This window comes from Prochlorococcus marinus subsp. marinus str. CCMP1375 (assembly GCF_000007925.1).
Taxonomy (GTDB): domain Bacteria; phylum Cyanobacteriota; class Cyanobacteriia; order PCC-6307; family Cyanobiaceae; genus Prochlorococcus_E; species Prochlorococcus_E marinus.
Genome location: NC_005042.1, coordinates 233,144 through 257,492, shown reverse-complemented (window position 1 = coordinate 257,492; position 24,349 = coordinate 233,144). Strand labels below are relative to the sequence as shown.

Genomic DNA, 24,349 nt, shown 5'->3' with positions numbered 1-24,349 from the left:
ACTATTATCTCAGAGCGATATGATGCCTTACTCCTCTTATCAGAAGATTACACAAGATCTTTTATACGCATTTGATGATGAGTCAACTGCAGAACTGGCAGAAAGACTTGAGCAAGACGATTACCCAACTCCATTTGAAGGTTTAAATGACTGGCATCTTTTAAGAGCTCTGGCTATTCATCGGCCAGAATTAACTCTTGATTATCATCATTTAATGGATCAAGAACCTTTTGATGAAGACTAAAGTGAATAACAACTTAAATGGAAAAAAAATCCTTGTAATTACTACTGGAAGCATTGCGGCAGTGAAGATCCCACTTCTAGTAAGTAATTTAATTAAAACCGGCGCAGAGGTGCGTTGCGTTGTATCACCAAGTGCTTCAAAGTTAGTCAGTCCTCTGTCTTTATCAACTCTTAGTAGAAACGCTTGCTACCAAGACGAAGATCAATGGAATAGAAGAGAACCAAGACCATTACATATCTCACTTTCAGAATGGGCAGATCTAATAGCAGTCGCCCCTTTAAGTGCATCGTCCCTATCCAGATGGGTACATGGTCTTAGCGAAGGCTTGGCTGCAAGTATACTTTTAGCTTCAGAAAAACCTGTAATTGCAGCCGCAGCAATGAATACGGCGATGTGGAACAATTCATCAATTAAAAATAATTGGGAAACCCTAAAAAATTTCCCAAACGTAATTCCTTTAACTCCCGCAGAAGGCCTCCTTGCTTGCGATCGAATTGGGGATGGTCGAATGGCAGATCCTTTATTGATCCAGCTAGCAATTGAAAGTGCAATTATTCAATTTAGAGCAAATTCAGCCCTCCACAAGGACTGGAGCAACCTCAAACTTTTAGTAACTGCAGGTCCAACAATTGAAGATATTGATAGAGCTAGGTATCTAACAAATCGCAGTACTGGAAAAATGGGAGTTCTCATTGGCCAGGCAGCAAGGTTTCGTGGTGCAACAGTTGATTTAATCCATGGCCCAATCCAAGTAGAAGCAGCACTTCTTGAGGGCTTACAGACCTTTGCAGTTAGAAACTCCAATGAAATGTACTCAATATTGGAAGATCTTCAAAGCTCAGCAGATGCCATTGCCATGACAGCGGCAATAGCTGATTTAAAACCTTTAGTTAATACCAAAAACATTAAACTCAGCAAAGAAGAGCTATTTAAATCAATGAAAGATAGGTTTGAGATTGTTCCAGACCTACTTTCAAAATTAATTGCCAATAGAAAAAACAATCAGGTTTTCCTAGGGTTCACAGCATTAACAGGCAATGATGAAAAAATTAAAGAGCTGGCAATGCTCAAAAAAAAGCAAAAGAAGTGCGATTTATTAATGGCTAATCCTATTGACAGAAGCAATCAAGGGTTCGAATCCGATTCGAACGGTGGGTGGTTACTAGGCCCTGAAGAAGCAATCAATGAAATCAAAATTGGCTCCAAATTATCCGTAGCGCACCAATTATTAGATGAATTAAAAAGTGTTTTAATAAACAAATTAAAAAACAAATAGAAAATTTCTCAAAGTCCCAAAAAGGGGCAATTCATCCAAAAGAACTGCACTGGAAGAGATCTCGAGACATGCTGCTTCTTTTTAAGTATTTAGATAAGCTACGGGTTGTTTAGAGCTGCAAAAGGGCATACATAACGCGCATTTCCCCCTGTAAGCTCCCAACTGAGTAATTGGGCGGTTTTTATACCGCGTTCATTTGGCCTTTAGGCTTCCCACCCATGAGATTTCGTCCTTTGCTAGCCCTGGTGCTTGCTTTCTGTCTCACCTTTATAGCTGCCCCAAGTAGTGTCTCTGCATCCGGAGAAAGAGGTAATTCAAGGTTTGCCGATGTTGTTAATACCGGCAAAGCAAATGATTGCCCAACCGTCTCTGCTGGATCTCAAGGATCACTCAGTATTGATGGAGGACTAACTGATATTTGCATGCACCCAACAGAGGTGTATGTAAAGGTTGCTAAATCAAGAAGATCAAAAGCTGAATTCGTACCAGCAAAAATTATCAGCCCAAGAAACAACACAACCGTTGAGCAAGTCTATGGTGATGTTTCTGGAAGCACCTTTAAAGAACAAGGTGGTATTGACTTTCAATTGATTACTGTTCTTGCTCCAAATGGAGAAGAATTTCCTTTCGTATTCTCTGCTAAGCAAATGGCAGTTGATTTTAAAGGAAAGTCAATAGCTCCAGGAGCTGAAGCCTCAGGAACTACTTATACACCTAGCTATCGCACAGGTGATTTCTTAGATCCTAAAAGCCGCGCTAAAGACACAGGTGTTGAATATGCACAAGGTCTTGTTGCCTTAGGCGGTGATGATGAAGAACTTGCAAAAGAAAACATCAAAAGAGACCTTGATGGCAAAGGTGTAATAACCCTTGCAATTGATAGTGTTGATTCTGATACAGCAGAATTTGCAGGATCTTTTGTTGCAATCCAACCATCAGATAATGATCTTGGATCTAAAGAGCCAGTTGACGTCAAAATCATTGGCGAACTATATGGTCGCAAAGCCTGAAACAGGTATTTAGGTATTTGATCTTTTAAAAGAGACCATACAAAAAAAAGGGGTCTTAAGGCCCCTTTTTTTTGTTTTTCAATCTCATACTCTAGTTTTTAGACTCCTTATCTGGGAGAATCTCTCGGAATCCATCTATATATTCCTAATGACCTCTAATCAATCATTGACCAATTCCAGAACTGAAGTAATAGAGCCATATGGAGGAACTCTCCAGAACTTAATGGTCCCATCTAATTCACAAGAAGCAATAAAGCAAAGTGCTTCTAAAAAGATAGATTGCTCTGACCGTAATGCTTGTGATATTGAACTACTTTTGATTGGAGGGTTCTCCCCTCTTCAAGGATTCATGAATCAAAAAGATTATGACTCTGTAGTTAATAGCAATAGAACAGCAGATGGGAAATTATTTGGTCTACCTATTGTTCTAGATACCGATCGTGAAGACTTGAAAATAGGGGATAAAGTTCTTCTTTGTTATAAGAACCAATCTTTAGCAGTTTTGACCATTGAGGACAAGTGGTTACCAGATAAGGTACTTGAAGCTAAAGGCTGCTATGGGACAACCTCATTAGAGCATCCTGCAGTCAAGATGATCGCAATCGAAAGAAAAAAATTCTATTTAGCAGGAAAATTAGAAGGGTTAGAACTTCCTAAAAGAATATTTCCTTGTAAAACTCCTTCAGAGGTAAGAAAAGAACTCCCACACAATCAAGATGTAGTTGCCTTTCAATGCAGGAACCCTATTCATCGTGCACATTATGAACTATTTACTCAGGCTCTTCATGCAGAAAATGTAAGTAAAGGAGCCGTGGTACTAGTTCATCCAACATGCGGTCCCACTCAACAAGACGATATCCCAGGCTCAATTCGTTTTGCAACTTACGAACGTTTAGCAGCTGAAGTGAAAAATCCAATGATCAGATGGGCATATCTACCATATTCCATGCACATGGCTGGTCCACGCGAAGCTCTTCAACACATGATTATTCGTAGAAACTATGGGTGTTCGCATTTCATAATTGGTCGTGACATGGCAGGGTGTAAGTCACAATTAACTGGTGAGGATTTTTATGGTCCTTATGATGCTCAAGAATTTGCGAAAGCATGCGCATCAGAATTAGAAATGCAAACTGTTCCTTCTTTAAACCTTGTTTATACCGAGGAGGAAGGGTACGTAACTGCTGACCATGCTCAGAGTTGTGGTTTGCATATCAAAAAGCTTAGTGGCACTCAATTCAGGAAAATGCTTCGCAATAATGAAGAGATACCAGAGTGGTTTGCATTTCGTAGTGTGGTTGAAGTACTACGAGGTGGCTAACAGAAAGCACCTAATCCTATTAACATTGCTTCATCACGAGTAACGAACCTTGAACAAACGCTGGCGAAACATAGCTCTCTACTTCCTAATCGTTGTATTAGTGATCTTTGTCGGGACTGCTTTCTTAGACAGGCCAAATCAATCTCAAGAATCTAGAACCCTTCGATATAGCGATTTTATTGAGGCAGTACAAGAGAATCAAATTAGTAGGGTTTTCATTTCTCCTGACAATGGAACTGCTCAGATCATTGAGAATGATGGAGGCAGAGCAGCAGTAAATCTTGCCCCAGATAATGATCTCTTACAACTACTTACTGAACATGATGTCGATATTGCTGTTCAACCTCCTCAACAAGCAAACCCTTGGCAGCAAGCTGCAAGCAGTTTACTTTTTCCAATACTTCTATTAGGAGGCCTATTCTTTCTATTCAGACGTTCTCAAGGCGGAGCTGGAGGAGGTAATCCAGCCATGAGTTTTGGCAAAAGCAAAGCTCGCCTTCAAATGGAACCGTCTACACAAGTCACTTTTGGAGATGTCGCGGGTATAGAAGGAGCAAAATTAGAATTAGCTGAAGTAGTTGATTTCTTAAAGAATCCTGATCGATTTACTGCAGTAGGAGCCAAGATCCCAAAAGGGGTACTGCTTGTAGGGCCTCCAGGAACAGGAAAAACACTTTTAGCTAAGGCCGTTGCAGGGGAAGCAGCAGTCCCATTTTTCTCAATATCAGGCTCTGAGTTTGTAGAAATGTTTGTAGGTGTTGGTGCCAGCAGAGTACGAGATCTTTTTGAACAAGCAAAAAAGAATGCACCTTGCATAGTATTTATTGATGAAATTGATGCTGTTGGACGTCAAAGAGGGGCTGGCTTAGGAGGAGGCAATGATGAAAGAGAGCAAACTCTTAATCAATTGCTTACTGAAATGGATGGATTTGAAGGCAATACAGGAATTATTATTGTTGCTGCTACAAATAGACCAGATGTTCTTGACTCTGCTTTATTAAGACCTGGACGTTTTGATAGACAAGTTGTTGTTGATAGACCTGACTATTTAGGGCGTCTCCAAATATTAAAAGTACACGCTAGAGAAAAAACTTTGTCGAAAGATGTTGACCTTGATCAAGTCGCAAGAAGGACTCCAGGGTTCACAGGGGCAGATTTAGCTAATTTACTCAATGAATCTGCAATTCTTGCTGCTAGAAGAGAACATACAGAAGTAAGCAATATAGAGATTAGCGATGCTATTGAACGAGTAATGGCAGGCCCTGAGAAAAAAGATCGCGTAATGAGTAACAAACGAAAAGAACTTGTTGCTTATCACGAAGCTGGTCACGCTCTCGTTGGAGCAGTTATGCCAGACTATGATCCAGTCCAAAAAATATCGATTATCCCAAGAGGTCAAGCCGGTGGATTAACTTTTTTCACTCCCAGCGAAGAAAGAATGGAATCTGGTCTCTATTCAAGGTCATATCTTCAAAACCAAATGGCAGTAGCTCTAGGTGGGCGAGTAGCAGAAGAAATTGTCTATGGAGAAGATGAAGTCACCACTGGAGCTTCTAATGACTTAAAACAAGTTGCACAAGTAGCAAGACAAATGGTCACACGTTTTGGCATGAGTGAAAAATTAGGCCCGGTGGCATTAGGTCGTTCTCAAGGAGGAATGTTTCTCGGTCGTGATATTGCAGCAGAAAGAGATTTCTCAGAAGATACGGCTGCAACCATTGACGATGAAGTATCTTGTTTAGTTGATATTGCCTATAAACGAGCAACCAAAGCACTGCTTGAAAATAGATCTGTACTTGATGAACTCGCTGAAATGCTTATTGAAAAAGAAACTGTTGATTCTGAAGATCTACAACAACTGTTAATCAAGCGTAAAGTGAAAGTTGCTGAATATATTTAAATCTAGCTCATCCGAAATATGGCAACAAAAACAAGATGAATTAATTGCATCTTTAACTTATCAGCCTTTATTAATTGTCTTGCGAATCACTGAAGACGATCTTGATAATCTTGAAATCAAATCATTTTTAACTTTAATAAAAACACTGCAATCTTTAGGAGTTAGAAATATTGAAATTGCTTGGTCTTCTCACAAAAACTGGATTAAATTCATACAAGAAATAAAAAAAGAATTTAAAGAAATATCATTTGGAGCTGCATCTATTACTAATTCAAACTCCTTAGAGTTAATTACAAAACTTGGATTTAATTATGCAATGTCACCTTGTTGGGATATTGAACTTCAAAAGAGAGCTAAAGCATTGGGTCAAGCTTTAGTGCCTGGTGTCTTATCTCCTTCAGATATTCAACAAGCAAAAAACTTTGGATATCGAATAATCAAGCTATTCCCTGCCTCAGTTATAGGAATAAATTACCTAAATCAAATAAAGGCTTCAATTAATCCTTTGCCATTTGTTATAGCTGCAGGAGGAATGTCAATCATCAATATAAACAGTTGGTTAGAACAAGGGTATGGCGCTATCGCAGTTGGAAGAGAGTTAATACAAAAAGAATCTGTAGACCCCCAGCTGGCAGAATGGTTAAAAGCAACCCCTAATTTTTCCACTAATTAATAACTACCAAAGGCTACATTGGCCTCTTTGTCGTAAAAGATGATCAGCTAAAACAATCGAAACCATAGCTTCAACCATTGGGACTGCTCTAGGCAAAACACAGGGATCATGTCTACCTTTTGAAGCAAGAGTTATTTGTTTCCCTTCTGAATCAATTGTTTGCTGATCTTTGCGAATCGTAGCTGTAGGTTTAAATCCAACTCTAAGGATTATTGGCTCGCCATTACTAATACCACCTTGAATCCCACCAGAATTATTAGTAGCTGTTCTTAAGCGGTTTTTATCTCCTGCGATAAATGCATCATTGTGCTCACTTCCCTTAAGGAATGTGCCTCTAAAGCCAGAGCCAACTTCAAACCCTTTAGTTGCTGGGAGAGACATCAAAGCTTTAGAAAGATCAGCTTCTAATTTGTCAAAAACAGGCATCCCAAGACCTGCAGGGACATTCCTAACCACACATTCAATAAGACCGCCACAAGAATCACCATCTCTGCTTATTTCCTCAATTCTTTGAATCATTAGCTTCGCAACATCTTGATTTGGGCAACGCACAATATTGGATTCAATATCTGCAAAACCAATGGTATTAATATCGATTTCAGCTTCAATATTGTGAATACGCTTAACCCAAGCAAGTATTTGAGTATTTTGAACCTTTTGAAGAAGCTGTTTAGCTATTGCGCCTGCGGCAACTCGACCTATCGTTTCTCTAGCGGAAGCCCTACCTCCTCCACTCGGAGCTTGAATTCCATATTTCAAATGATAAGTACCATCTGCATGAGAGGGCCTGAAAATATTTTTCATCTCTTTATAATCACTTGGCCGTTGATCTCTGTTCCTAACAATCATGGCTATTGGAGTACCAAGCGTTTCTCTATTAGCTATTCCGCTTAAAATCTCTACTTGGTCTAATTCTTTGCGAGGAGTGGTGATTTTACTTTGTCCTGGCCTTCTTCTATCAAGCTCTTCTTGTATTTTTTCAAGATCTATTTCAAGTCTTGGGGGACACCCTTCTACAATCACTCCAACTGAACCACCATGTGATTCACCAAATGTGCTTACTCGAAATAAATCGCCAAAACTACTTCCCATAAATTTCTTAAACTCCAGAAAAACTAGGAGGTTATTTCAAAAAGACTAATCAATCATTACTCATTTAACAGCAAAAAATAATTCTTTCCAAAAAAAACCCCTCTTAAATAATTAAGAGGGGTTATCAAAACTTATAAATTTAAGTTTTTGTTCAACTTAGGTTTGTAAATCAACCAATTGAAGGAGCAACTAAAGCCACAGAGGTGGATTCAGCAGCTGCTAGGTCAAGAGGGAAATTATGAGCATTACGCTCGTGCATAACTTCCATGCCTAGGTTCGCACGGTTAAGTACATCTCCCCAAGTAGGAACAACCTTGCCATTTGCGTCAACGACGGACTGATTAAAGTTGAAGCCGTTAAGGTTAAACGCCATGGTGCAAATGCCCATAGAGGTTAGCCAAACACATACAACAGGGAAAATTGCTAAGAAGAAGTGAAGACTGCGGCTGTTATTAAAACTCGCATATTGGAAGATTAAGCGACCGAAGTAGCCATGAGCTGCAACGATGTTATAGGTCTCTTCCTCTTGTCCAAACTTATAACCATAGTTCTGAGACTCAGTCTCGGTGGTTTCACGAATAAGTGAAGAAGTCACCAAAGAACCATGCATAGCTGAAAACAAGCTTCCGCCAAACATACCTGCAACTCCTGCCATATGGAAAGGATGCATAAGTATGTTGTGCTCTGCTTGGAACACAAACATAAAGTTAAATGTTCCTGATATCCCTAGAGGCATTCCATCAGAGAAAGAACCCTGACCAAATGGGTAAACAAGGAATACTGCAAAAGCAGCTGATACAGGAGCTGAATAAGCAACACAGATCCATGGGCGCATACCTAATCGGTATGAAAGTTCCCATTGACGACCCATCCAACCGCAAATACCAATAAGGAAGTGGAAAATAACAAGCTGGTAAGGACCGCCGTTATAAAGCCACTCATCGAGTGTTGCAGCTTCCCAAATTGGGTAGAAGTGAAGACCTATTGCATTACTAGAAGGAACTACAGCACCTGAAATGATGTTGTTCCCATAAAGGAAAGATCCTGCTACAGGCTCACGAATGCCGTCAATATCAACTGGAGGAGCTGCAATAAACGCAACTACAAAACAAATAGCTGCCGCTAGAAGGCAAGGAATCATCAATACACCGAACCAACCGACATAAATTCGGTTATCAGTGGATGTAACCCACTCACAGAACTGCGGCCAACCTTTTAGCAACGAAGAACGCTGCTGCCTAATGGTGGTCATGAGGACGTGAAAAAAATCCCAAACGGGACATTATGTAAGAGCGAATATTATCCGCCAAGAGGAGTTTAGATGAAAGTTTGCAAAACTGCGTACTGAACCAAGAAGTTGTTATTAAGACAATATATTTTGTTCTTTTTAAATCATTTCCTTAAGGATTCAATAATTTGGACAAGTCATTTATCCAATCCTTTTGAACGTCCCACATTTCCTTCTTGGTTAGACTCATTGCAATATTTTTCTCAGCATAGGCAGCCTCATTAATAAATACTGGAACAAACTCCTCTTCTAAGCCCCCCTCTAATAGTAGTGTCAGATCACCGCTTAAACTTTCAAACAAAGGATGACCATTCTTTATTGGGTACCAATCTCTACCTTGAATATCTTTATGCACTAGTGAAGAAGGTACCCCTGAGGAATCTCTAGGGAAATCAATATTTTTCAAATGTCTATGAACTATTAACTGCTCTGGGTAAACAGTTTTGGAATTAATTACATTAGAAATTTCTTTTAAACACGAATCTAACGTCAACAAAGTCTGATTAATAATTTGAAAATGCAGTAAACCCTGGGGCACAGGACCTACTTCAACCACAAAGCCACAAGGCCAAGATTCAACTAAAAACCCTGACTGAGCATTATCACCTTCATGCAAATAAATTGGGAGGCCAAGGTGATTTTGAATTAGTGAGACTATTGCTAAATCAGCTGGACGTCGCCCATAGACCACAAGACTAGATCCCATCGAAGATGTAGTGCTATGAAAATCAATTGCTATTTGACATGGATTATTGCCATTTGGTCCATATTCGCTAACGAGTTCCAAAGCACGAAAGTGCTCTGCGGCATTAAGATCTGAAGACAGCAAAAGATCTTTTCTGAAACTTCTATTTAAATCTCTATCTACATATCTTTTACCTTGCTCTAGTGCTACAGGATTACCGATAACAGTTTGAATATTAATGTTATGTGTATTAATTAAAGAATCTTTTTGCTTCCATTGTTCAAAAAGCCAAGGCGCATTTATTTCATTACCATGAGTACCTGCAACCAATAGCACTTGTATGCCAGACATCAAGGAATATCAAAATTGTTCGCTACATCTGAAAATATCTACAAAATATTTTGCATGTCAATACCTCCAGCAATAGTTGCATCCGCTCGAATGGGTTGGAAATGGCAATGGAATCAACTAATGAATGGTCTGGCTCCTGCAGATGCAGAAGGAAACTACACTCGCACGCAAAGTCAAGCACTCGATTCAAAGCCACCTAAAGCTGAGGACCTTCTCAATAGATCTTCAGAGGATTTCCCTTTGCTTGTAGTAGCACGAAGCTGTCCATGGGCACATAGGACATGGTTGCTCTATGAACTTAAGGATCTCAATAAAAGCTTGAACATACTAATTGCTAAACCTAATCCTAAAGCTGGACTATGGAAAATTGACCCTTCATGGAAGGGGTGTAAATCTGTTTTAGAAATCTATAAGCTTTGCAATGCCCCACCAACTCATAGGGCAACAGTTCCAGTTCTTGTAGATCCAAAACCAAATAATAAAAAAACCCCAGAACTACTTGGCAATGAAAGTGCTCAACTTGTAGAAACGCTAAATATATGGCCAACCGAAGAAAGTACTCCCAACTTTTATCCAAAGGAACTACATGAAGAAATTAAGGATTGGCAAGAATTGCTACAAGATTCAGTAAATAACGGTGTATATAAATGTGGTTTTGCGAGAAATCAAAGATCCTATGAAGAAGCATGCAAAACCTTATTCAATTCTCTTAAAATAGTAGAAAAAAATCTATCCATAAAGGGGCCTTGGTTATGTGGAGAAAAATTAACTATTGCTGACATAAGATTATTCCCAACAATGATTCGTTGGGAATCTGTTTATGCTCCATTATTTCGCTGCAATCAATCACCTCTAACTAAATTCCCAAATCTTTTACAGTGGAGAAAAAATTTTTTCAATCTCCCTAAAGTATCAAAAACTTGTGATTCCAAAAATTGGCGCAATGACTATTTTGGTGCACTTTTCCCACTTAATCCAAGCAATATTGTTCCTCTAGGACCTAATATCCAAGAAATAATTAACTCTGCATGAGCTAATAACATTTCAATCATCTTAAAACCATGGACAAGCCTTTAGAAACTGAATTCCAAGGAATTTATGGAAGCTATAAAATCACATCTAGTGATCAAATAGAAGTAAAGAAATACCGGATAGCTCTCTTGATTTGTGGACTATCATTCTCAATTGGATTAGTTCATTGGTTACTCATTGGTTCAGAACATGCTTGGTTTTGGTTTATACCAATGACTGCTTCTCTAGGTTATGCCCTTAAATGGATTCACATATATATTCGTTTACTACACCAAACTCTTCAAATTTTATGGGGAATCGGAACTTTAGGTATTGGAATATTGATTTTGAAAGGAAACTCTCAAGACATGTTATCTGATATTGCCTCTAAGCCAATATTGACATTATTAATTGGACCTTATTTTGCTGCTCTTACAGGCTTAGGCTTTAAAGAATTTTTTTGCTTCCGTAGACCAGAAGCCATAGGTCTAACTTTTTTGTTACCAATCAGCCTAGGAGGACATTTACTGGGAATACTCAACAATGAGACGGTCATGTTATTGCAATGTATTTCAGCTATTCTGTTAGTAATTCTGGCATTGCGAAAATTTGGAATGGATGCAGCGGCGGATATTGGAGACAAAAGTGTTTTTGATCATCTGAACAACCAAAGAAGTACTCAAACTGTCTAAATAAGAACAGCAATTGATTGAATTCGTGAATCTGAAAAAGATATTGATTATCAAACACAAACTTAAAATGCTTAAAACGTAGCTATAGATACCCTTTCCCTTCAAAAATGTTGTAAACAAAACCAAGTATGGGAAAAATACGTGGCATATTTGCTCAAATTATTTAATGTGGGTAGGTCGACCGAGAAGGCTTAAGTAAAGAACCAATGAAATCAATCGACGAACACATCCAAAAAGATCAAACAGAGATTCTTTCTGCAAAAGCAGAAGGAAATAATCCGAAAGTCAGGCATCTTGAAGAAGAACTGCACTCACTTGAGGAATACAAAGAACATCATCCTAAAGACAAGCATGACCCAAACGCATTGGAGTTATTTTGTGATGCAAACCCAGACGAGCCAGAGTGCCTAGTCTACGATGATTAAAAAAGTGGGCTGTAATAGCCCACTTTTTTTGTCTAAATAATTTCAGGAAAATTGTTATTCAATAATCCATATTGAAATCTGATGGGCTACCTGTAAGTGAACAAACAACAGATTCTTCATTTCTCATCATTTTAACTTCTTTAATAGGACGACCCATGCGTCTCAAAACTTCTATGTCTTGAGATGTTTGACAACGAGCAATGATGTCACCTTGGTCATCGAAACAAGTGTAAAAAGTCATAAGTAAAACTGCCTCATACTATTTATGGCCAATTCTTTGGGTATAGACAAGCATTAATTTGCTCTCAAACATATAAATAATATTAAATTTCTAATTTAGACCAAATTTTATTGAGGAGAATATCTAACCCATTACTCATAATCGCAGAAATTGATATTACTTCGGAAATGGATCCCTGATTCAATTTTCTTTCCAACTTTTTCAAGTTTTTTGCATCCAACAACTCTTTTTTATTCAGAACCAAAATCCTTGGACGATCAATCAGTGAATGACCATACGCAGAAAGTTCATTTTCAACAATTTCAATATCTTCTAAAGGATTTAAAGCAGATGCATCAACAAGATGAATCAAGAGTCTTGTTCTTTCTATATGCCTTAAAAATTCGTGACCTAATCCAATTCCTTCGGCTGCTCCTTCTATTAAGCCTGGGATATCAGCGAATACCGTTCCATCTCCACTTGGCTTACGAACAACCCCAAGGTTTGGGATCAAAGTTGTGAAAGGATAATCAGCAATTTTTGGCCTGGCAGATGAAAGCACTGAAATCAATGTACTTTTACCTGCATTAGGCAAGCCAATAATTCCAACTTCTGCCAATAATTTCAATTCAAGATGCAATAACCACTCTTCACCATCCTTCCCCTCCGTAAATTTTTCAGGAGCACGGTTTCTATTACTTAAATAATGAGCATTTCCAAGTCCTCCGATACCACCAAAGGCAACTACAAGAGACTCTCCATCAATAGTCAAATCGCCAAAGATAATTCCGGTTTCCAGATGTCTAACCTCTGTTCCACAAGGGACTTTAAGAACAATATTATTTCCAGAAGCACCAGTGCATTTATTAGGCCCTCCTCTCCGACCATTCTCAGCAAGAATTATTTGCTTAAATTTAAAGTCCAACAAAGTTTGTAAGTTTGAATCGGCTTGGAAAACAACATTTCCACCATTGCCACCATCACCTCCTGAAGGACCTCCTGCAGGAACATACTTCTCTCTTCGAAAAGCTACAATTCCATCACCGCCACGTCCTGCCTTGACTGTTATGCGTGCTTGATCAATAAACTGCACAGCAAAATAGTAGCTATAAGGATTATCAAACCTAAAGCCAAGAGACTAGATACAGCAAAGCATGAAGTAAAAATCTGTTGATCATTACCCGCAACTTCTAAACTGAGATCAAAGAACTCATCACTTCAACCAAATAATACTGCAACCTGCTCCTCCATCAACTTGTTCGGCAGTGGTTATTTTTTCAACATAATCCAAATTATCTAACCACTCAGTAAGTCCTTTTTTTAATCTACCGGTTCCAATTCCATGAACAACCCACAAAGGACCAACCATATTTCGTAGTTTTTCTTCAATCACAGATTCTGCTTCATGAACCCTTAGGCCTCTAACATCAACTGTATTGCGTTTAGTCCTAATATTTGCAGAATTGCTTAAAGGAGTAGTTGTTTTTATATTTACTACAGAGTCTGGAAGATTTGGTTTTTGTCCATCAAGACTCTCCACCGCATGCAAGTCAACAATACTTCGAAACAAGCCGCACATAACCGTAAGTTGCCTACCATCTGCTGATACTGAGATAACTTCCCCTGCTTTACCTATAGAGATCAACCTCACTCGATCTCCCGCTTTTGGAGACCAAGCTCTTTCATTCTTAAATGATTTTTGCTGACGGTGAATATTTTCTATGCGTCTTAATCTTTGGCCAGTTTTTCTAGCAATTTCACCATCTGCTGATCGATCACGCAAACGCCGAATTAATTCTCTGACCTCTACTTGTCCTTCACGAATAGAAATCTCTAATTCCTTACGCCCTCTTTCCTGAAAATCTTCCGATTGTTGACATTGCTTGTGCCATCTACTCATTAGCTCATCATGAAGCATCTCCGTGCGAGCTAAAAGTGCCGCAGCCTCTTCTGCGGCATCCTGTTGTCTTTGTCTCTGTTCCTCTAACCCTTGTATCACTTGATTTACATTATCAACACCATTACTTCCAATAAGATCTTGAGCCCTATTAGCAACTAAATGATCTAGTCCTAATCTACGTGCGATTGCCAAAGCATTACTTTTTCCTGGAATTCCCCATTGCAAATGATATGTAGGTCTAATAGTTTCACTATCAAATCCAACAGAAGCATTTTCAAATCGCGAATCATGATATTTAAGAGCCTTTAGTTCACCAAAATGTGTAGTTGCAATAGTCAACCTTGCTCTATCAGCAAATGTCTTTAACAAAGCAATAGCTAATGCAGTTCCTTCAGTTGGATCAGTACCAGCTCCTAATTCATCCAGTAATATTATTGATGGTCCAGATCTAATAGCTATCGCATCGAGAATACGAATAATCCGAACAACATGACCACTAAATGTTGATAGATTCTGCTGAAGTGACTGCTCATCGCCTATATCTGCCAAAACCTGATTACACCAAGGCAACGACGGTTCTCCCACGCATGGTAAAAACAATCCAAGCTTAGTCATAAGAATTGCCAACCCAATACTTTTCAAAGTGACTGTCTTCCCTCCTGTATTGGGGCCAGTAATAGCAACTACCCTCAAATCTGATGAAACTTCAAAACTGATTGGAATAACCACATCACCTTGTTCATAATGCTCTTGCCAAATAAGTAGTGGGTGACGGAATTCTTGAATAATGAATGGAGCGTCCTCTTCATCTCTTATTTGAGGCGCAACACCTCCCAACCAATTGCTATAACGCGCACGCGCCAAGGCAAACTCTAAGCGCAACAAAATTTGAGAAAGACTTTCTAAAACCTGAAAATTCGTTCCAACCTCCTCACTCCAATAAGCTAATAATCTCTGCTCTTCTACAAGAATCTTTGCCTCAAACTCTTCAATACGATTCCCTAGTGGGATAACTGCTTTAGGTTCTAGAAAAACTGTATTGCCTGATGCAGAGTTGTCATGAATAGTTCCTAAGAGTTGATCAATTGCACCCGACTTTAAAGCTAAGACAGGTCGGTTATAGCGTTCAGCAATCACAGTGTCTTGAAGAAATGAATTACATTTCCTTATCAAATCTTTTAATAGATCTCTTCTCTCAATTCGTAAAATATAAACCTGTCTACGCAATTCAGATAATTTCTCACTAGCTCTATCGGCTACTCGGCCTCCTTCTTCTAATCCAAATTCGATAAGTCTCTGCAATTCAGGCAAGGTAGCCAAATCAGAGAGTAATGACGAGATAATTGGTCTACTCAATGGATCATAAATTTGACGTCTCAAGCGACGAGCGGCTTTTAATGTTTCTGCGACTGATAACAACTCCAATCCAGAAAGAACTCCCCCTTTTGAAGAACGCAGCAGAATCTGATCTAGATAATTGACTCCAAGAAAACTTATGCCTCCTTCTATTTCTTCGTCTATAGATCCTATTTCTATAGTTTCTGAAAGATACCTTCGAGTCGTTTTTATATCATCTGGAATTGAACAAGTTTTACATTTTTTTTGACCCTGAGAAGTACTTGCAAATGAAGCAAGCTGTTCACAAAGCCTGGGCCACTCCAACAAATCAAGTGTTTCATCACATGCAATATCGGCAACACATGATTCAGAATCACTGTATTGATAACTCATTCAAGCATTGCTCACATTCTCATTGATTGGAAGGAATACCTTCTGGAGGGTGATACAGCATTTCCAACCAATTACCTTCAGGATCTTTTAGATAAAACGACGCAGTGCCATCTCGGTGAGAATGTAAAGAACCAACTTGAACGCCGGATTCAAGTAATTCTGCATGCGCCTTTTCCACCTCACTCTTCTTATTAAAGTGAAAAGCAAAGTGAGGGCCTGCTGCTTTGTATCCTGGGCCCAACAAAGCAAGACCATCACGACTAGGTCCTGCCTCTAAATAGCACCAGTCTTGATCATCCCAAACAAGTTGCATACCTAGACGAATGTAAAAGGCTTTAGCTCTATCGACATCTTGTACACGTATAGCTACATGGCCAAGTCTTTTAACATTGGTAATACTTTCTTCAACAGAATTTTGTGCCATTCTGAACCTTGCTTCAATTAAGTATATGAAAAATTTAGCTCAAATTAATACTATTTATCATTTAACCATTCAGCCGCATCACAGGCATGATAAGTCAATATTAAATCAGCGCCAGCTCTCTTAAAACTCAATAAAGTTTCCAATACGACTGATTTTTCATCAATCCAACCCTGTAAAGCTGCTGCCTTAATCATTGAATATTCACCACTAACGTTATAAGCAGCAATAGGTAATTCAGATTCTTGCCTTAAACGGTAAATAATATCTAAATAAGCTAAACCAGGTTTAACCATTAAGATATCCGATCCTTCTTGTTCATCAAGCTGGGCCTCCGTAATAGCCTCGCGAGCATTAGCAGGGTTCATTTGATAAGTATTTTTATCTTTAGGTATAGGTTTGGAATTATTAATAGCCCTTGGAGCAGAATCAAGTGCCTCTCTAAAAGGACCGTAATAAGCAGAAGAATATTTTGCTGTGTAACTAATTATCCCTACATTTTCATATCCTTCTTCATCTAAAGCTTCTCGAATAGCGCCAACACGACCATCCATCATGTCACTTGGACCAATCAAATCAGCCCCAGCAGCAGCTTGCACAATTGCCTGCTTACAAAGTTGGCTCACTGTCTCATCATTTAAAACAACTCCTTCTGAACTAACAATTCCATCATGTCCATCTAATGAATATGGATCTAAAGCAACATCAGTCATTATTGCCATCTCAGGCAATTCTGTTTTCAATCGTCTAATTGCTCTTGGTATCAAGCCCTTTTCGTTAAAACACTCTTCTCCTTCTTCTGTCTTCAGTTCTTCATCAATTTTAGGAAATAACACAACACATCTAACACCTAAATTCCAAGCTCTTGTGACCTCACCAACCACAGTATCTAGAGTCCAACGATTTGCCCCAGGCATTGCTCCTATTGGTTGTACTTCAGCTCCCTCATGAATAAATAAAGGGTAAATAAAATCTGAAGCATGAACACTATGTTCTTGAACCATGCTTCTTAAAGCTGTAGTTCTACGAAGACGTCGTGGCCGATAAGTGAGTTCCATATGGTCAAAACAAATGCAATCTTTAATGATCGTAAAGCTTTATATAATATGAACAGTCTGATTTCACTACTTTTTGTTCCTAAAATATTGAGATTTTTGCAATAAATAATACAATTTTTGGCTTTCAATCTAGTAAAAACATAGCACTAGGGACCTCAGCAAGATAGGCTGATTCGAGTTATTTGACGTAGGGAGTCTAGTAAGTGGCCCTAATTCATGGTTTTCACCTAAAGAATGTTAGAGGTGATGTCTTAGGTGGTCTGACAGCAGCAGTTGTTGCCTTACCACTAGCACTAGCTTTTGGAAATGCTGCTCTTGGACCTGGTGGGGCAATTTATGGCCTTTATGGAGCCGTAGTTGTTGGTTTCCTTGCCGCTTTATTTGGAGGAACACCGGCTCAAGTTAGCGGCCCTACAGGGCCAATGAGTGTAACAGTGGCAGGGGTAGTTGCAAGCCTTGCAGCTGTTGGAGTCCCTAGAGATCTTTCTGCGGAACAAATTCTTCCCCTTGTTATGGCAGCAGTTGTTATTGGGGGTTTATTTCAGATTTTATTTGGATTTTTAAGACTTGGTAAATACATAACGCTTGTTCCTTACTCAGTTGTTTCGGGCTTCATGTCTGGAATAGGTGTCATTATTATTGCCCTACAAATAGGACCACTTCTTGGAATCACCACAAGGGGTGGAGTAATTGAATCACTGACAACAGTTTTTTCAAATTTCCAACCTAATGGTGCAGCAATCTCAGTTGCAATAATGACCCTTGCAATAGTTTTCTTAACTCCAAGACGAGTAAGTCAATGGGTACCATCTCCCCTCTTAGCCCTCTTAATAGTTACTCCTCTTTCAATTGCTCTATTTGGTGATACTGCAATAGATCGAATTGGTGAAATCCCTGAAGGAGTTCCATCTCTTAGTATCCCTAGCTTTAATAAATACTTACCAATAATTCTTAAGGCTGGTCTTGTGCTTGCAGTTTTAGGGGCAATTGACTCTTTACTTACATCACTTGTAGCAGACAATATTTCTCAAACTAGGCATAATTCAGACCGAGAATTAATAGGACAAGGAATAGGAAATGCTGTAGCTGGATTGTTTTCAGGACTACCAGGTGCTGGTGCAACAATGGGAACAGTCATTAATGTTAAATCAGGTGGATCAACCCCTTTATCAGGGATGGTCCATTCAATAGTCCTTTTGATCGTTTTGATTGGGGCAGGGCCTCTCGCTGAAAAAATTCCGACAGCCCTTCTTGCAGGAATTCTTATAAAAGTTGGTCTAGATATTATTGATTGGGGATTCCTTTTAAGGGCTCATAGGCTTTCTTTAAAGACGGCCAGTGTGATGCATGGAGTCTTATTCATGACTGTTTTTTGGGATTTAATCTGGGCGGTTTTAGTAGGTGTTTTTGTAGCAAATATGCTGACAATTGACTCAATTACTGAAACACAGTTAGAAGGAATGGATGCTGATAATCCACTACAGGCATCTAATAAAGACTTACCACTTCCTGAAGACGAACAAAAGCTACTTGAAGATTGTTCAGGAGAAGTAATGTTATTTAGGCTTAAAGGACCACTTAGTTTTGGAGCAGCAAAAGGTATTACAGAAAGAATGATGCTGATTAGAAATTATAAGGTCTTAATTTTAGATATTACTGATGTCCCACGATTAGGAGTTACTGCAACACTTGCTATTGAAGATATGATTCAAGAAGCTCGTATTAATTCAAGAAAAGCTTATGTTGCTGGAGCAACAGGCAAAGTTAAAGATAGACTATCGAAATTTGGAGTCCAAGGACTTATAGACACTAGAAAAGAAGCTCTTCAAGCAGCAATTAATGAGCTTAAAAACGTTTAAAAGTAATATTTACTAGATAATTATGGAGGCTAATCTTGTACTACAGAATGTTTTAACACCGCCTGTACTTTTCTTTTTTCTAGGAATAGTTGCTGTGGTATTACGTTCAGACCTTGAGATACCTGCTCCTCTTCCAAAACTATTTTCTTTATATCTTCTTCTTGCAATTGGATTTAAAGGAGGAATGGAACTGGAGAAGAGTGGATTTGGAGGCCAAGTCTTACCTACAGTCTGTTCAGCCATAGCAATGTCTCTTTTAATTCCACTTATTTGTTTTGGAATTCTGAGATTAAAATTAGATGTATTTAATTCTGCTGCAATTGCAGCAGCCTATGGCTCAATTAGTGCAGTTACATTTATTACTGCTGAAAGCTTTTTAGAAAGTCAAAATATTCATTTTGATGGATTTATGGTTGCAGCACTTGCGCTAATGGAATCACCCGCAATTATTGTTGGATTATTACTAGTAAAAATAGCAGGAACAAAGAATAGACCTGACTCTAGAGAAATGAAATGGAGCACGATTATAAGAGAGTCTCTCCTAAATGGATCTGTTTATTTACTTCTAGGTAGTCTTCTAATTGGTTTCTTAACTGCTGCGCATAACCCTATTGGCGTAGAAAAAATGCAACCTTTTACTGGAAAACTCTTCTATGGAGCAGAATGCTTCTTTCTACTCGATATGGGAATTGTTGCTGCTCAGCGATTACCCGGTCTAAAAAAAGCAGGCTCATTTCTAATTTTCTTTGCAGTACTAATTCCTCTTTTCAATGCCTTCTTAGGTGTTTTTGTTGCCAAAGCATTAATGCTAGGACCAGGTAATGCTCTTTTATTCGCAGTCCTTTGCGCTAGTGCCTCTTATCTTGCTGTTCCAGCAGCTATGAGGATGACAGTACCTGAAGCTAAAGCAAGTTATTACATTTCTACTACCCTAGGATTAACATTCCCTTTTAATATTGTTATAGGCATCCCTTTATATATGGGTCTTGTTAATAACATTATTCCCTCTGCAGGTTAGATAAATGAAGCGATTAGACCTTATTTTCAGCGAAAGGGAATTAGACGCAATTGTCAAAGTTCTTGAATCCGCTGGTGTGCCAGGTTATACAGTTATGAAACATGCCACAGGTAGGGGGCCTGAAACAATAGTCTCAGAAGATATGGAATTCTCAGGGCTTGGTGCAAATGCGCATGTAATAGTTTTTTGTGATGATGAAATTATTAATAAAATCAGAGTAAATGTAAGATCTATACTTAGCTATTATGGAGGAGTAGCATATGTTTCTGAAGCAACGGAATTATAAAAAATATTCAAGTAAAACCTATATAAACCTACTTGAAATTAACCCCTTTCTATATCTATGAATGTACCCAGTCCACACGAATAGATTTACGACTATTTAAAAATCTATCTATAGCCATCGCCGCAATACATCCATCAGAAGCAGCAACAACTGCCTGTTTAAAAGGTGTGTTCCTAATGTCGCCTATCGCCCAGACGCCTTCTGAAGTAGTTGACATGAAATCATCAACAACTACTCCGCCATCTTCTTTTAATGCAATTTGATCGCCCAAGAAATCTGTAATAGGTTTTGAACCAGCCATATAAACAAATACTCCTTCAACTGGTAATAATTGTTTGTCTTCTTGGATCCGATTCTTCACAGTAATTCCAGTCACTCCTGCATCAGCGCCTTCAATCTGAAGTAGCCTTGTCCGGCTCCAATGACGGACATTTGGCTCGTTTATTAAAGTCTGCGCATGAACATCTTCTTGCTTAGGGTCACTTGAAGTAATCCAATGAACAATAGAAGCAAACTTTGTAAGGACTTGTGCTTCTTCAATGGCCTCTTTATTAACACCCACAACAGCCACTTCTCTTCCTTTATAGAATGCTCCATCACAAGTTGCACAATAACTAACTCCTCTACCTAAGAACTCTGCTTCACCTTTAAAAGAAGCTGGTCTACCCATGGCGCCACTAGCTAGGACAAGCGCACGTCCTTTAAAAGTTCCCTCAGGCGTATAAACAGTTTTCCAATCTCCATTTACATCAACTCCAAAAACTTGGGCTCTTCTGTAATCAGTACCATATTGAATACACTGATCTCTCATCAAATTCAACAAGTCCTCTCCACTAATATCAGTTGGAACTCCAGGATAATTAGCAATTTGATGAGTTATAGCAAGTGCTCCTACTGCAGGATTCTTATCTAGAATGACTGTTTTGAGATCTGCTCTTGAAGAGTAAAGAGCGCAGCTGCAACCAGCAGGTCCTCCACCAACTATCACAACATCAGCTTCAATTGTTTCCAAGATTTTTTGCTCTCCTTCAATAATTGAACGCTTACTAGAGCAGCATATAAGACTCGGAAAAAAAATATTGGGAATGCTTCACAAGCAATCTCGAATAAAAATGAAAATTTTAGAGGGATTACATTAATCATGAATCTAATAAGAGAAATAAAAAGAACTATCTTTAGGACTAGAAAAGATTGATTAAACCAACGATTATCAGTCTTAGAGTCAATAAACTATCGCTATAGATTTAAAGTTTTGCTCTATCGCACAAAACATGGCAAATAAAGGCAACCTTAAGAAAATTATAAATTTTTGGGTTTTACCATTTGTAACTGGAGGCTGCCTTGCAACTGGATATGTAACGACTCATAAAATCCTAATCAGCAAAAGTAAAATCCAATCAGCAAATAAAGAAGTCTCAATAGAAAACCAAAGCAACTCACAGTTGCCTATAGCTGCTAACAAATTAGAGCTCACTAGAAACAGAGAAAGTGCAGTTTTAGAAGACAAGCTCAGCAAAAATGTAAATTCTGAGGAAAGAACGTCCAGTCAAACTGCTGTTCAAGCTCCAAATAAAAGTTTCTTTCACACGGATCATCAAAACTCAAGCAATGAATTCAATACCGCAGCAATTGAACAATCAAATTCAACTTCCCCAAACCAAACAATCTCTAAAACAGAACCAAAAGAGCTCTCAAACAACTCTGAATACCCATTGCAATTAGTTCAGCAACCTTCCATACCTAACAACTCCAGGGAGCCCTCAGATCCGTTAAAAGTTCAATCCTATGAAGCAGAAGAAATATTGAAGAAGCTTTTTAAAAGGCTCCCAAAGCCATAATCAAAGCAAAATCTTATAAAGTCTAGTTTAGAGTTAGCAAATTAATGCCCACCTCTGAAACCATCCTCAGAGCTACTTTTAATCGCTTAAAAGCTCGCCTTGGTAGTGGATTTATGGCTTCTGTTTCAAAAGCAGCAATTTTCATGCAAGAAGCCCCAGATCGTTTTAAAGAAGAATGGGACCTTTTACAAAAAGAGATTTCTAGTGAAGCTGATAGGCTTGATAATGATGAAGATATAGATAATGAAGAAATTCCTTTCCCACAAGATAACTCAGTAACTTCACAAAATAGGGTAGATAAACTTAGAGCCAAAGTTGCAAAGTTAACTAAAAAAATCGAGGAAATCAATTGATAAATTGTAAATCAGTTCTACAAATAATCAAAAGATATTTTCGTGCATTACGGATATGGAGATCAGTTTTTACATTGTTATCCTATTTATGGTTCGACTCTCAAGACTGGTCATATATAGGTGGATTCACAATTGAAAAACAAAAATCTAGGCAAAAAGCTAGAGCTCAATGGCTTACCAAAGAATTGCTACATCTAGGTTCAGCTTTTATAAAGCTGGGGCAACTAATCTCTGCCAGACCAGATGTATTACCTAGAGATTGGGTCACTGAACTAGCAGGTTTACAAGACAAAGTTCCTCCTTTTAGTTTTGAGGATGCTCAGGAAATTGTAGAAAAAGAACTAGGCGCACGTTGTAAAGAAATTGTCGACCTTGAAGAAATTCCTATTGCTGCAGCATCAATAGCCCAAGTACACCGAGCCTGCCTAAGTAGTGGCCGTAAAATTGTTTTGAAAATTCAACGTCCTGGTTTGGAAGCCTTTTTCAGACTTGATCTTGAAGTAATGCAAAAAGTAGCTGCCTTACTTCAAAGGAATAAATCATTTAGTAAAGGCAAGGACTGGATTTCAATAGCCAAAGAATGCAAAAGAGTCTTATTAAAAGAACTTGACTTTAGAATTGAAGCGCAATATGCAGCAAGATTTCGCCAACAATTTCTTGATGAACCAAATATCAAAATACCCGGCGTTATCTGGGAGCTAAGTACACAAAAAGTTCTTTGCTTAGACTATCTCCCAGGAATAAAAATAAATGATCAAGCAGCAATTATAAAAAGCGGAGTAAACCCTTCCAAAATTGCAGAACTAGGAGCTTCAAGTTATTTAAAGCAATTAATTGAATATGGTTTTTTCCATGCAGACCCTCATCCAGGAAATCTTGCTGTTTCATCTGATGGATCTCTCATCTTTTATGACTTTGGAATGATGGGAATGATTTCTGATCGACTTAGAAACAAACTTGGAAGCATGGTTCGTGCGGCTGCTCTTCAAGATGCAACGAAATTAATTCAAGCATTACAAGAGGCTGGATTGCTTGCGCAAGAAATTGATTTAGGCCCTGTTCGAAGGCTTGTAAGAATTATGCTAAAAGAAAGATTAACTCCTCCTTTTGACAAAGATGTCATAGAAAAATTATCTGTAGATCTTTATGAATTAGTTTATGGACAACCTTTTAGGTTGCCAGTTGAACTAATTTTTGTGATGAGAGCGCTTTCTACTTTTGAAGGGGTAGGAAGAAGCCTTGATCCAAGCTTTAATTTAATAGCCATTACAAAGCCATACCTAATCACAATAATGAATTCAAACAACTCTAATCCCAATGACCTTATTAATGAAATTGGTAGACAATTTGGAGAACTAGGTACTAAAGCGGTAGGTCTTCCCAAACGTTTAGATGAAAATCTAGAAAGGCTAGAACAAGGGGACCTTCAATTACAAATAAGGCTGGGTGAATCAGACCGACAACTTCGTAGAATGATTAGTGCTCAGCAATCAATGTCTCAATCAATCTTGTTGGGATGTCTTGGAATATCTGCTGCTCTTTTAGGCTCTAGCAACAAATCTTTTTTCTCAATAATTCCTATAGTTATCGCTCTACCCATTTCAATAAATTGGTTAAAGATACAAATAAAAATAAGAAGGGATGAAAATATTGAAAGGATTAAAGGCAATAAATAACAGTCACCATTACTAAAATAA

At 38.5% G+C, this 24,349-nt stretch carries 24 protein-coding genes; 15 read left to right on the top strand and 9 right to left on the bottom strand.

The window, feature by feature from the left end; all coding sequences use genetic code 11:
• Positions 1-19 precede the first annotated feature (19 nt).
• From isiD to PRO_RS01275, 6 genes are all read left to right on the top strand, one after another.
• Positions 20-244, top strand: coding sequence for a protein IsiD (gene isiD / locus PRO_RS01300; protein WP_011124414.1), 225 nt, complete (start codon positions 20-22; stop codon positions 242-244).
• Positions 234-1,520 (top strand): bifunctional phosphopantothenoylcysteine decarboxylase/phosphopantothenate--cysteine ligase CoaBC, encoded by a 1,287-nt coding sequence (coaBC, locus tag PRO_RS01295; RefSeq protein ID WP_011124413.1) that lies wholly within the window; start codon positions 234-236, stop codon positions 1,518-1,520. Before isiD ends, coaBC begins: the two co-directional genes overlap by 11 nt.
• A 218-nt stretch (positions 1,521-1,738) precedes the next feature.
• Positions 1,739-2,530: a photosystem II manganese-stabilizing polypeptide gene (locus tag PRO_RS01290; RefSeq protein WP_011124412.1), complete on the top strand. Its 792-nt coding sequence runs from the start codon at positions 1,739-1,741 to the stop codon at positions 2,528-2,530.
• Between the two features lie 148 nt (positions 2,531-2,678).
• Positions 2,679-3,851 (top strand): sulfate adenylyltransferase, encoded by a 1,173-nt coding sequence (sat, locus tag PRO_RS01285; RefSeq protein WP_011124411.1) that lies wholly within the window; start codon positions 2,679-2,681, stop codon positions 3,849-3,851.
• Between the two features lie 49 nt (positions 3,852-3,900).
• Entirely contained in the window at positions 3,901-5,751 is a 1,851-nt protein-coding gene (gene ftsH / locus PRO_RS01280) for an ATP-dependent zinc metalloprotease FtsH (protein ID WP_036892144.1), read from the top strand.
• On the top strand, positions 5,735-6,424 hold the full coding sequence (locus tag PRO_RS01275; protein ID WP_011124409.1) for a bifunctional 4-hydroxy-2-oxoglutarate aldolase/2-dehydro-3-deoxy-phosphogluconate aldolase: 690 nt from the start codon (positions 5,735-5,737) through the stop codon (positions 6,422-6,424). Before ftsH ends, PRO_RS01275 begins: the two co-directional genes overlap by 17 nt.
• A gap of 3 nt (positions 6,425-6,427) precedes the next feature.
• On the opposite strand, the gene aroC is transcribed toward PRO_RS01275, so the two are convergent.
• From aroC to PRO_RS01260, 3 genes are all read right to left on the bottom strand, one after another.
• On the bottom strand, positions 6,428-7,516 hold the full coding sequence (gene aroC / locus PRO_RS01270; protein ID WP_011124408.1) for a chorismate synthase: 1,089 nt from the start codon (positions 7,514-7,516) through the stop codon (positions 6,428-6,430).
• Between the two features lie 169 nt (positions 7,517-7,685).
• Complete coding sequence (gene psbA / locus PRO_RS01265; protein ID WP_011124407.1) at positions 7,686-8,768, bottom strand: photosystem II q(b) protein; 1,083 nt, start codon at positions 8,766-8,768, stop codon at positions 7,686-7,688.
• A gap of 148 nt (positions 8,769-8,916) precedes the next feature.
• On the bottom strand, positions 8,917-9,840 hold the full coding sequence (locus PRO_RS01260; protein ID WP_011124406.1) for an aspartoacylase: 924 nt from the start codon (positions 9,838-9,840) through the stop codon (positions 8,917-8,919).
• Positions 9,841-9,894: 54 nt separating this feature from the next.
• On the opposite strand from PRO_RS01260, the gene PRO_RS01255 reads away from it, so the two are divergent.
• The 3 genes from PRO_RS01255 (at position 9,895) to PRO_RS01245 (ending at position 11,968) form a co-directional block, all read left to right on the top strand.
• On the top strand, positions 9,895-10,872 hold the full coding sequence (locus PRO_RS01255; RefSeq protein ID WP_011124405.1) for a glutathione S-transferase family protein: 978 nt from the start codon (positions 9,895-9,897) through the stop codon (positions 10,870-10,872).
• A gap of 29 nt (positions 10,873-10,901) precedes the next feature.
• Complete coding sequence (locus tag PRO_RS01250) at positions 10,902-11,543, top strand: DUF2301 domain-containing membrane protein (RefSeq protein ID WP_011124404.1); 642 nt, start codon at positions 10,902-10,904, stop codon at positions 11,541-11,543.
• 206 nt (positions 11,544-11,749) lie between these two features.
• Positions 11,750-11,968 carry a CP12 domain-containing protein gene (locus tag PRO_RS01245; protein ID WP_011124403.1) on the top strand — a complete coding sequence of 73 codons (219 nt, stop codon included), beginning with the start codon at positions 11,750-11,752 and terminating at the stop codon, positions 11,966-11,968.
• Positions 11,969-12,026: 58 nt separating this feature from the next.
• Here the strand turns inward: PRO_RS01245 and PRO_RS01240 are convergent, their stop codons facing one another.
• The 5 genes from PRO_RS01240 to hemB all read right to left on the bottom strand — a co-directional run bounded on the left by PRO_RS01240 (position 12,027) and on the right by hemB (position 17,298).
• Entirely contained in the window at positions 12,027-12,209 is a 183-nt protein-coding gene (locus PRO_RS01240) for a hypothetical protein (protein WP_011124402.1), read from the bottom strand.
• Positions 12,210-12,291: 82 nt separating this feature from the next.
• Positions 12,292-13,281, bottom strand: coding sequence for an Obg family GTPase CgtA (obgE, locus tag PRO_RS01235; RefSeq protein ID WP_011124401.1), 990 nt, complete (start codon positions 13,279-13,281; stop codon positions 12,292-12,294).
• 120 nt (positions 13,282-13,401) lie between these two features.
• Entirely contained in the window at positions 13,402-15,819 is a 2,418-nt protein-coding gene (locus tag PRO_RS01230; RefSeq protein WP_011124400.1) for an endonuclease MutS2, read from the bottom strand.
• A gap of 19 nt (positions 15,820-15,838) precedes the next feature.
• Positions 15,839-16,243 carry a VOC family protein gene (locus tag PRO_RS01225; RefSeq protein WP_011124399.1) on the bottom strand — a complete coding sequence of 135 codons (405 nt, stop codon included), beginning with the start codon at positions 16,241-16,243 and terminating at the stop codon, positions 15,839-15,841.
• A gap of 50 nt (positions 16,244-16,293) precedes the next feature.
• Positions 16,294-17,298 carry a porphobilinogen synthase gene (gene hemB, locus PRO_RS01220; RefSeq protein WP_011124398.1) on the bottom strand — a complete coding sequence of 335 codons (1,005 nt, stop codon included), beginning with the start codon at positions 17,296-17,298 and terminating at the stop codon, positions 16,294-16,296.
• Between the two features lie 203 nt (positions 17,299-17,501).
• On the opposite strand from hemB, the gene PRO_RS01215 reads away from it, so the two are divergent.
• The 3 genes from PRO_RS01215 to PRO_RS01205 are packed head-to-tail and all read left to right on the top strand — an operon-like array spanning position 17,502 to position 20,461.
• Positions 17,502-19,157: a SulP family inorganic anion transporter gene (locus PRO_RS01215; protein ID WP_011124397.1), complete on the top strand. Its 1,656-nt coding sequence runs from the start codon at positions 17,502-17,504 to the stop codon at positions 19,155-19,157.
• Between the two features lie 22 nt (positions 19,158-19,179).
• Positions 19,180-20,175 (top strand): sodium-dependent bicarbonate transport family permease, encoded by a 996-nt coding sequence (locus tag PRO_RS01210; protein WP_011124396.1) that lies wholly within the window; start codon positions 19,180-19,182, stop codon positions 20,173-20,175.
• 4 nt (positions 20,176-20,179) lie between these two features.
• On the top strand, positions 20,180-20,461 hold the full coding sequence (locus PRO_RS01205; RefSeq protein WP_011124395.1) for a P-II family nitrogen regulator: 282 nt from the start codon (positions 20,180-20,182) through the stop codon (positions 20,459-20,461).
• A 55-nt stretch (positions 20,462-20,516) separates the two neighbouring features.
• Here PRO_RS01205 and PRO_RS01200 read toward each other — a convergent pair whose 3' ends face one another.
• Complete coding sequence (locus tag PRO_RS01200) at positions 20,517-21,473, bottom strand: NAD(P)/FAD-dependent oxidoreductase (RefSeq protein WP_011124394.1); 957 nt, start codon at positions 21,471-21,473, stop codon at positions 20,517-20,519.
• A gap of 259 nt (positions 21,474-21,732) precedes the next feature.
• Here PRO_RS01200 and PRO_RS01195 point away from each other — a divergent pair, with 259 nt between their 5' ends.
• From PRO_RS01195 to PRO_RS01185, 3 genes are read left to right on the top strand one after another with little or no spacing between them, the layout of a single operon-like run.
• Positions 21,733-22,299: a hypothetical protein gene (locus tag PRO_RS01195; protein ID WP_011124393.1), complete on the top strand. Its 567-nt coding sequence runs from the start codon at positions 21,733-21,735 to the stop codon at positions 22,297-22,299.
• 44 nt (positions 22,300-22,343) lie between these two features.
• Positions 22,344-22,652, top strand: coding sequence for a hypothetical protein (locus PRO_RS01190; RefSeq protein WP_011124392.1), 309 nt, complete (start codon positions 22,344-22,346; stop codon positions 22,650-22,652).
• Positions 22,649-24,328 (top strand): ABC1 kinase family protein, encoded by a 1,680-nt coding sequence (locus tag PRO_RS01185; protein ID WP_011124391.1) that lies wholly within the window; start codon positions 22,649-22,651, stop codon positions 24,326-24,328. Before PRO_RS01190 ends, PRO_RS01185 begins: the two co-directional genes overlap by 4 nt.
• Positions 24,329-24,349: the final 21 nt, after the last annotated feature.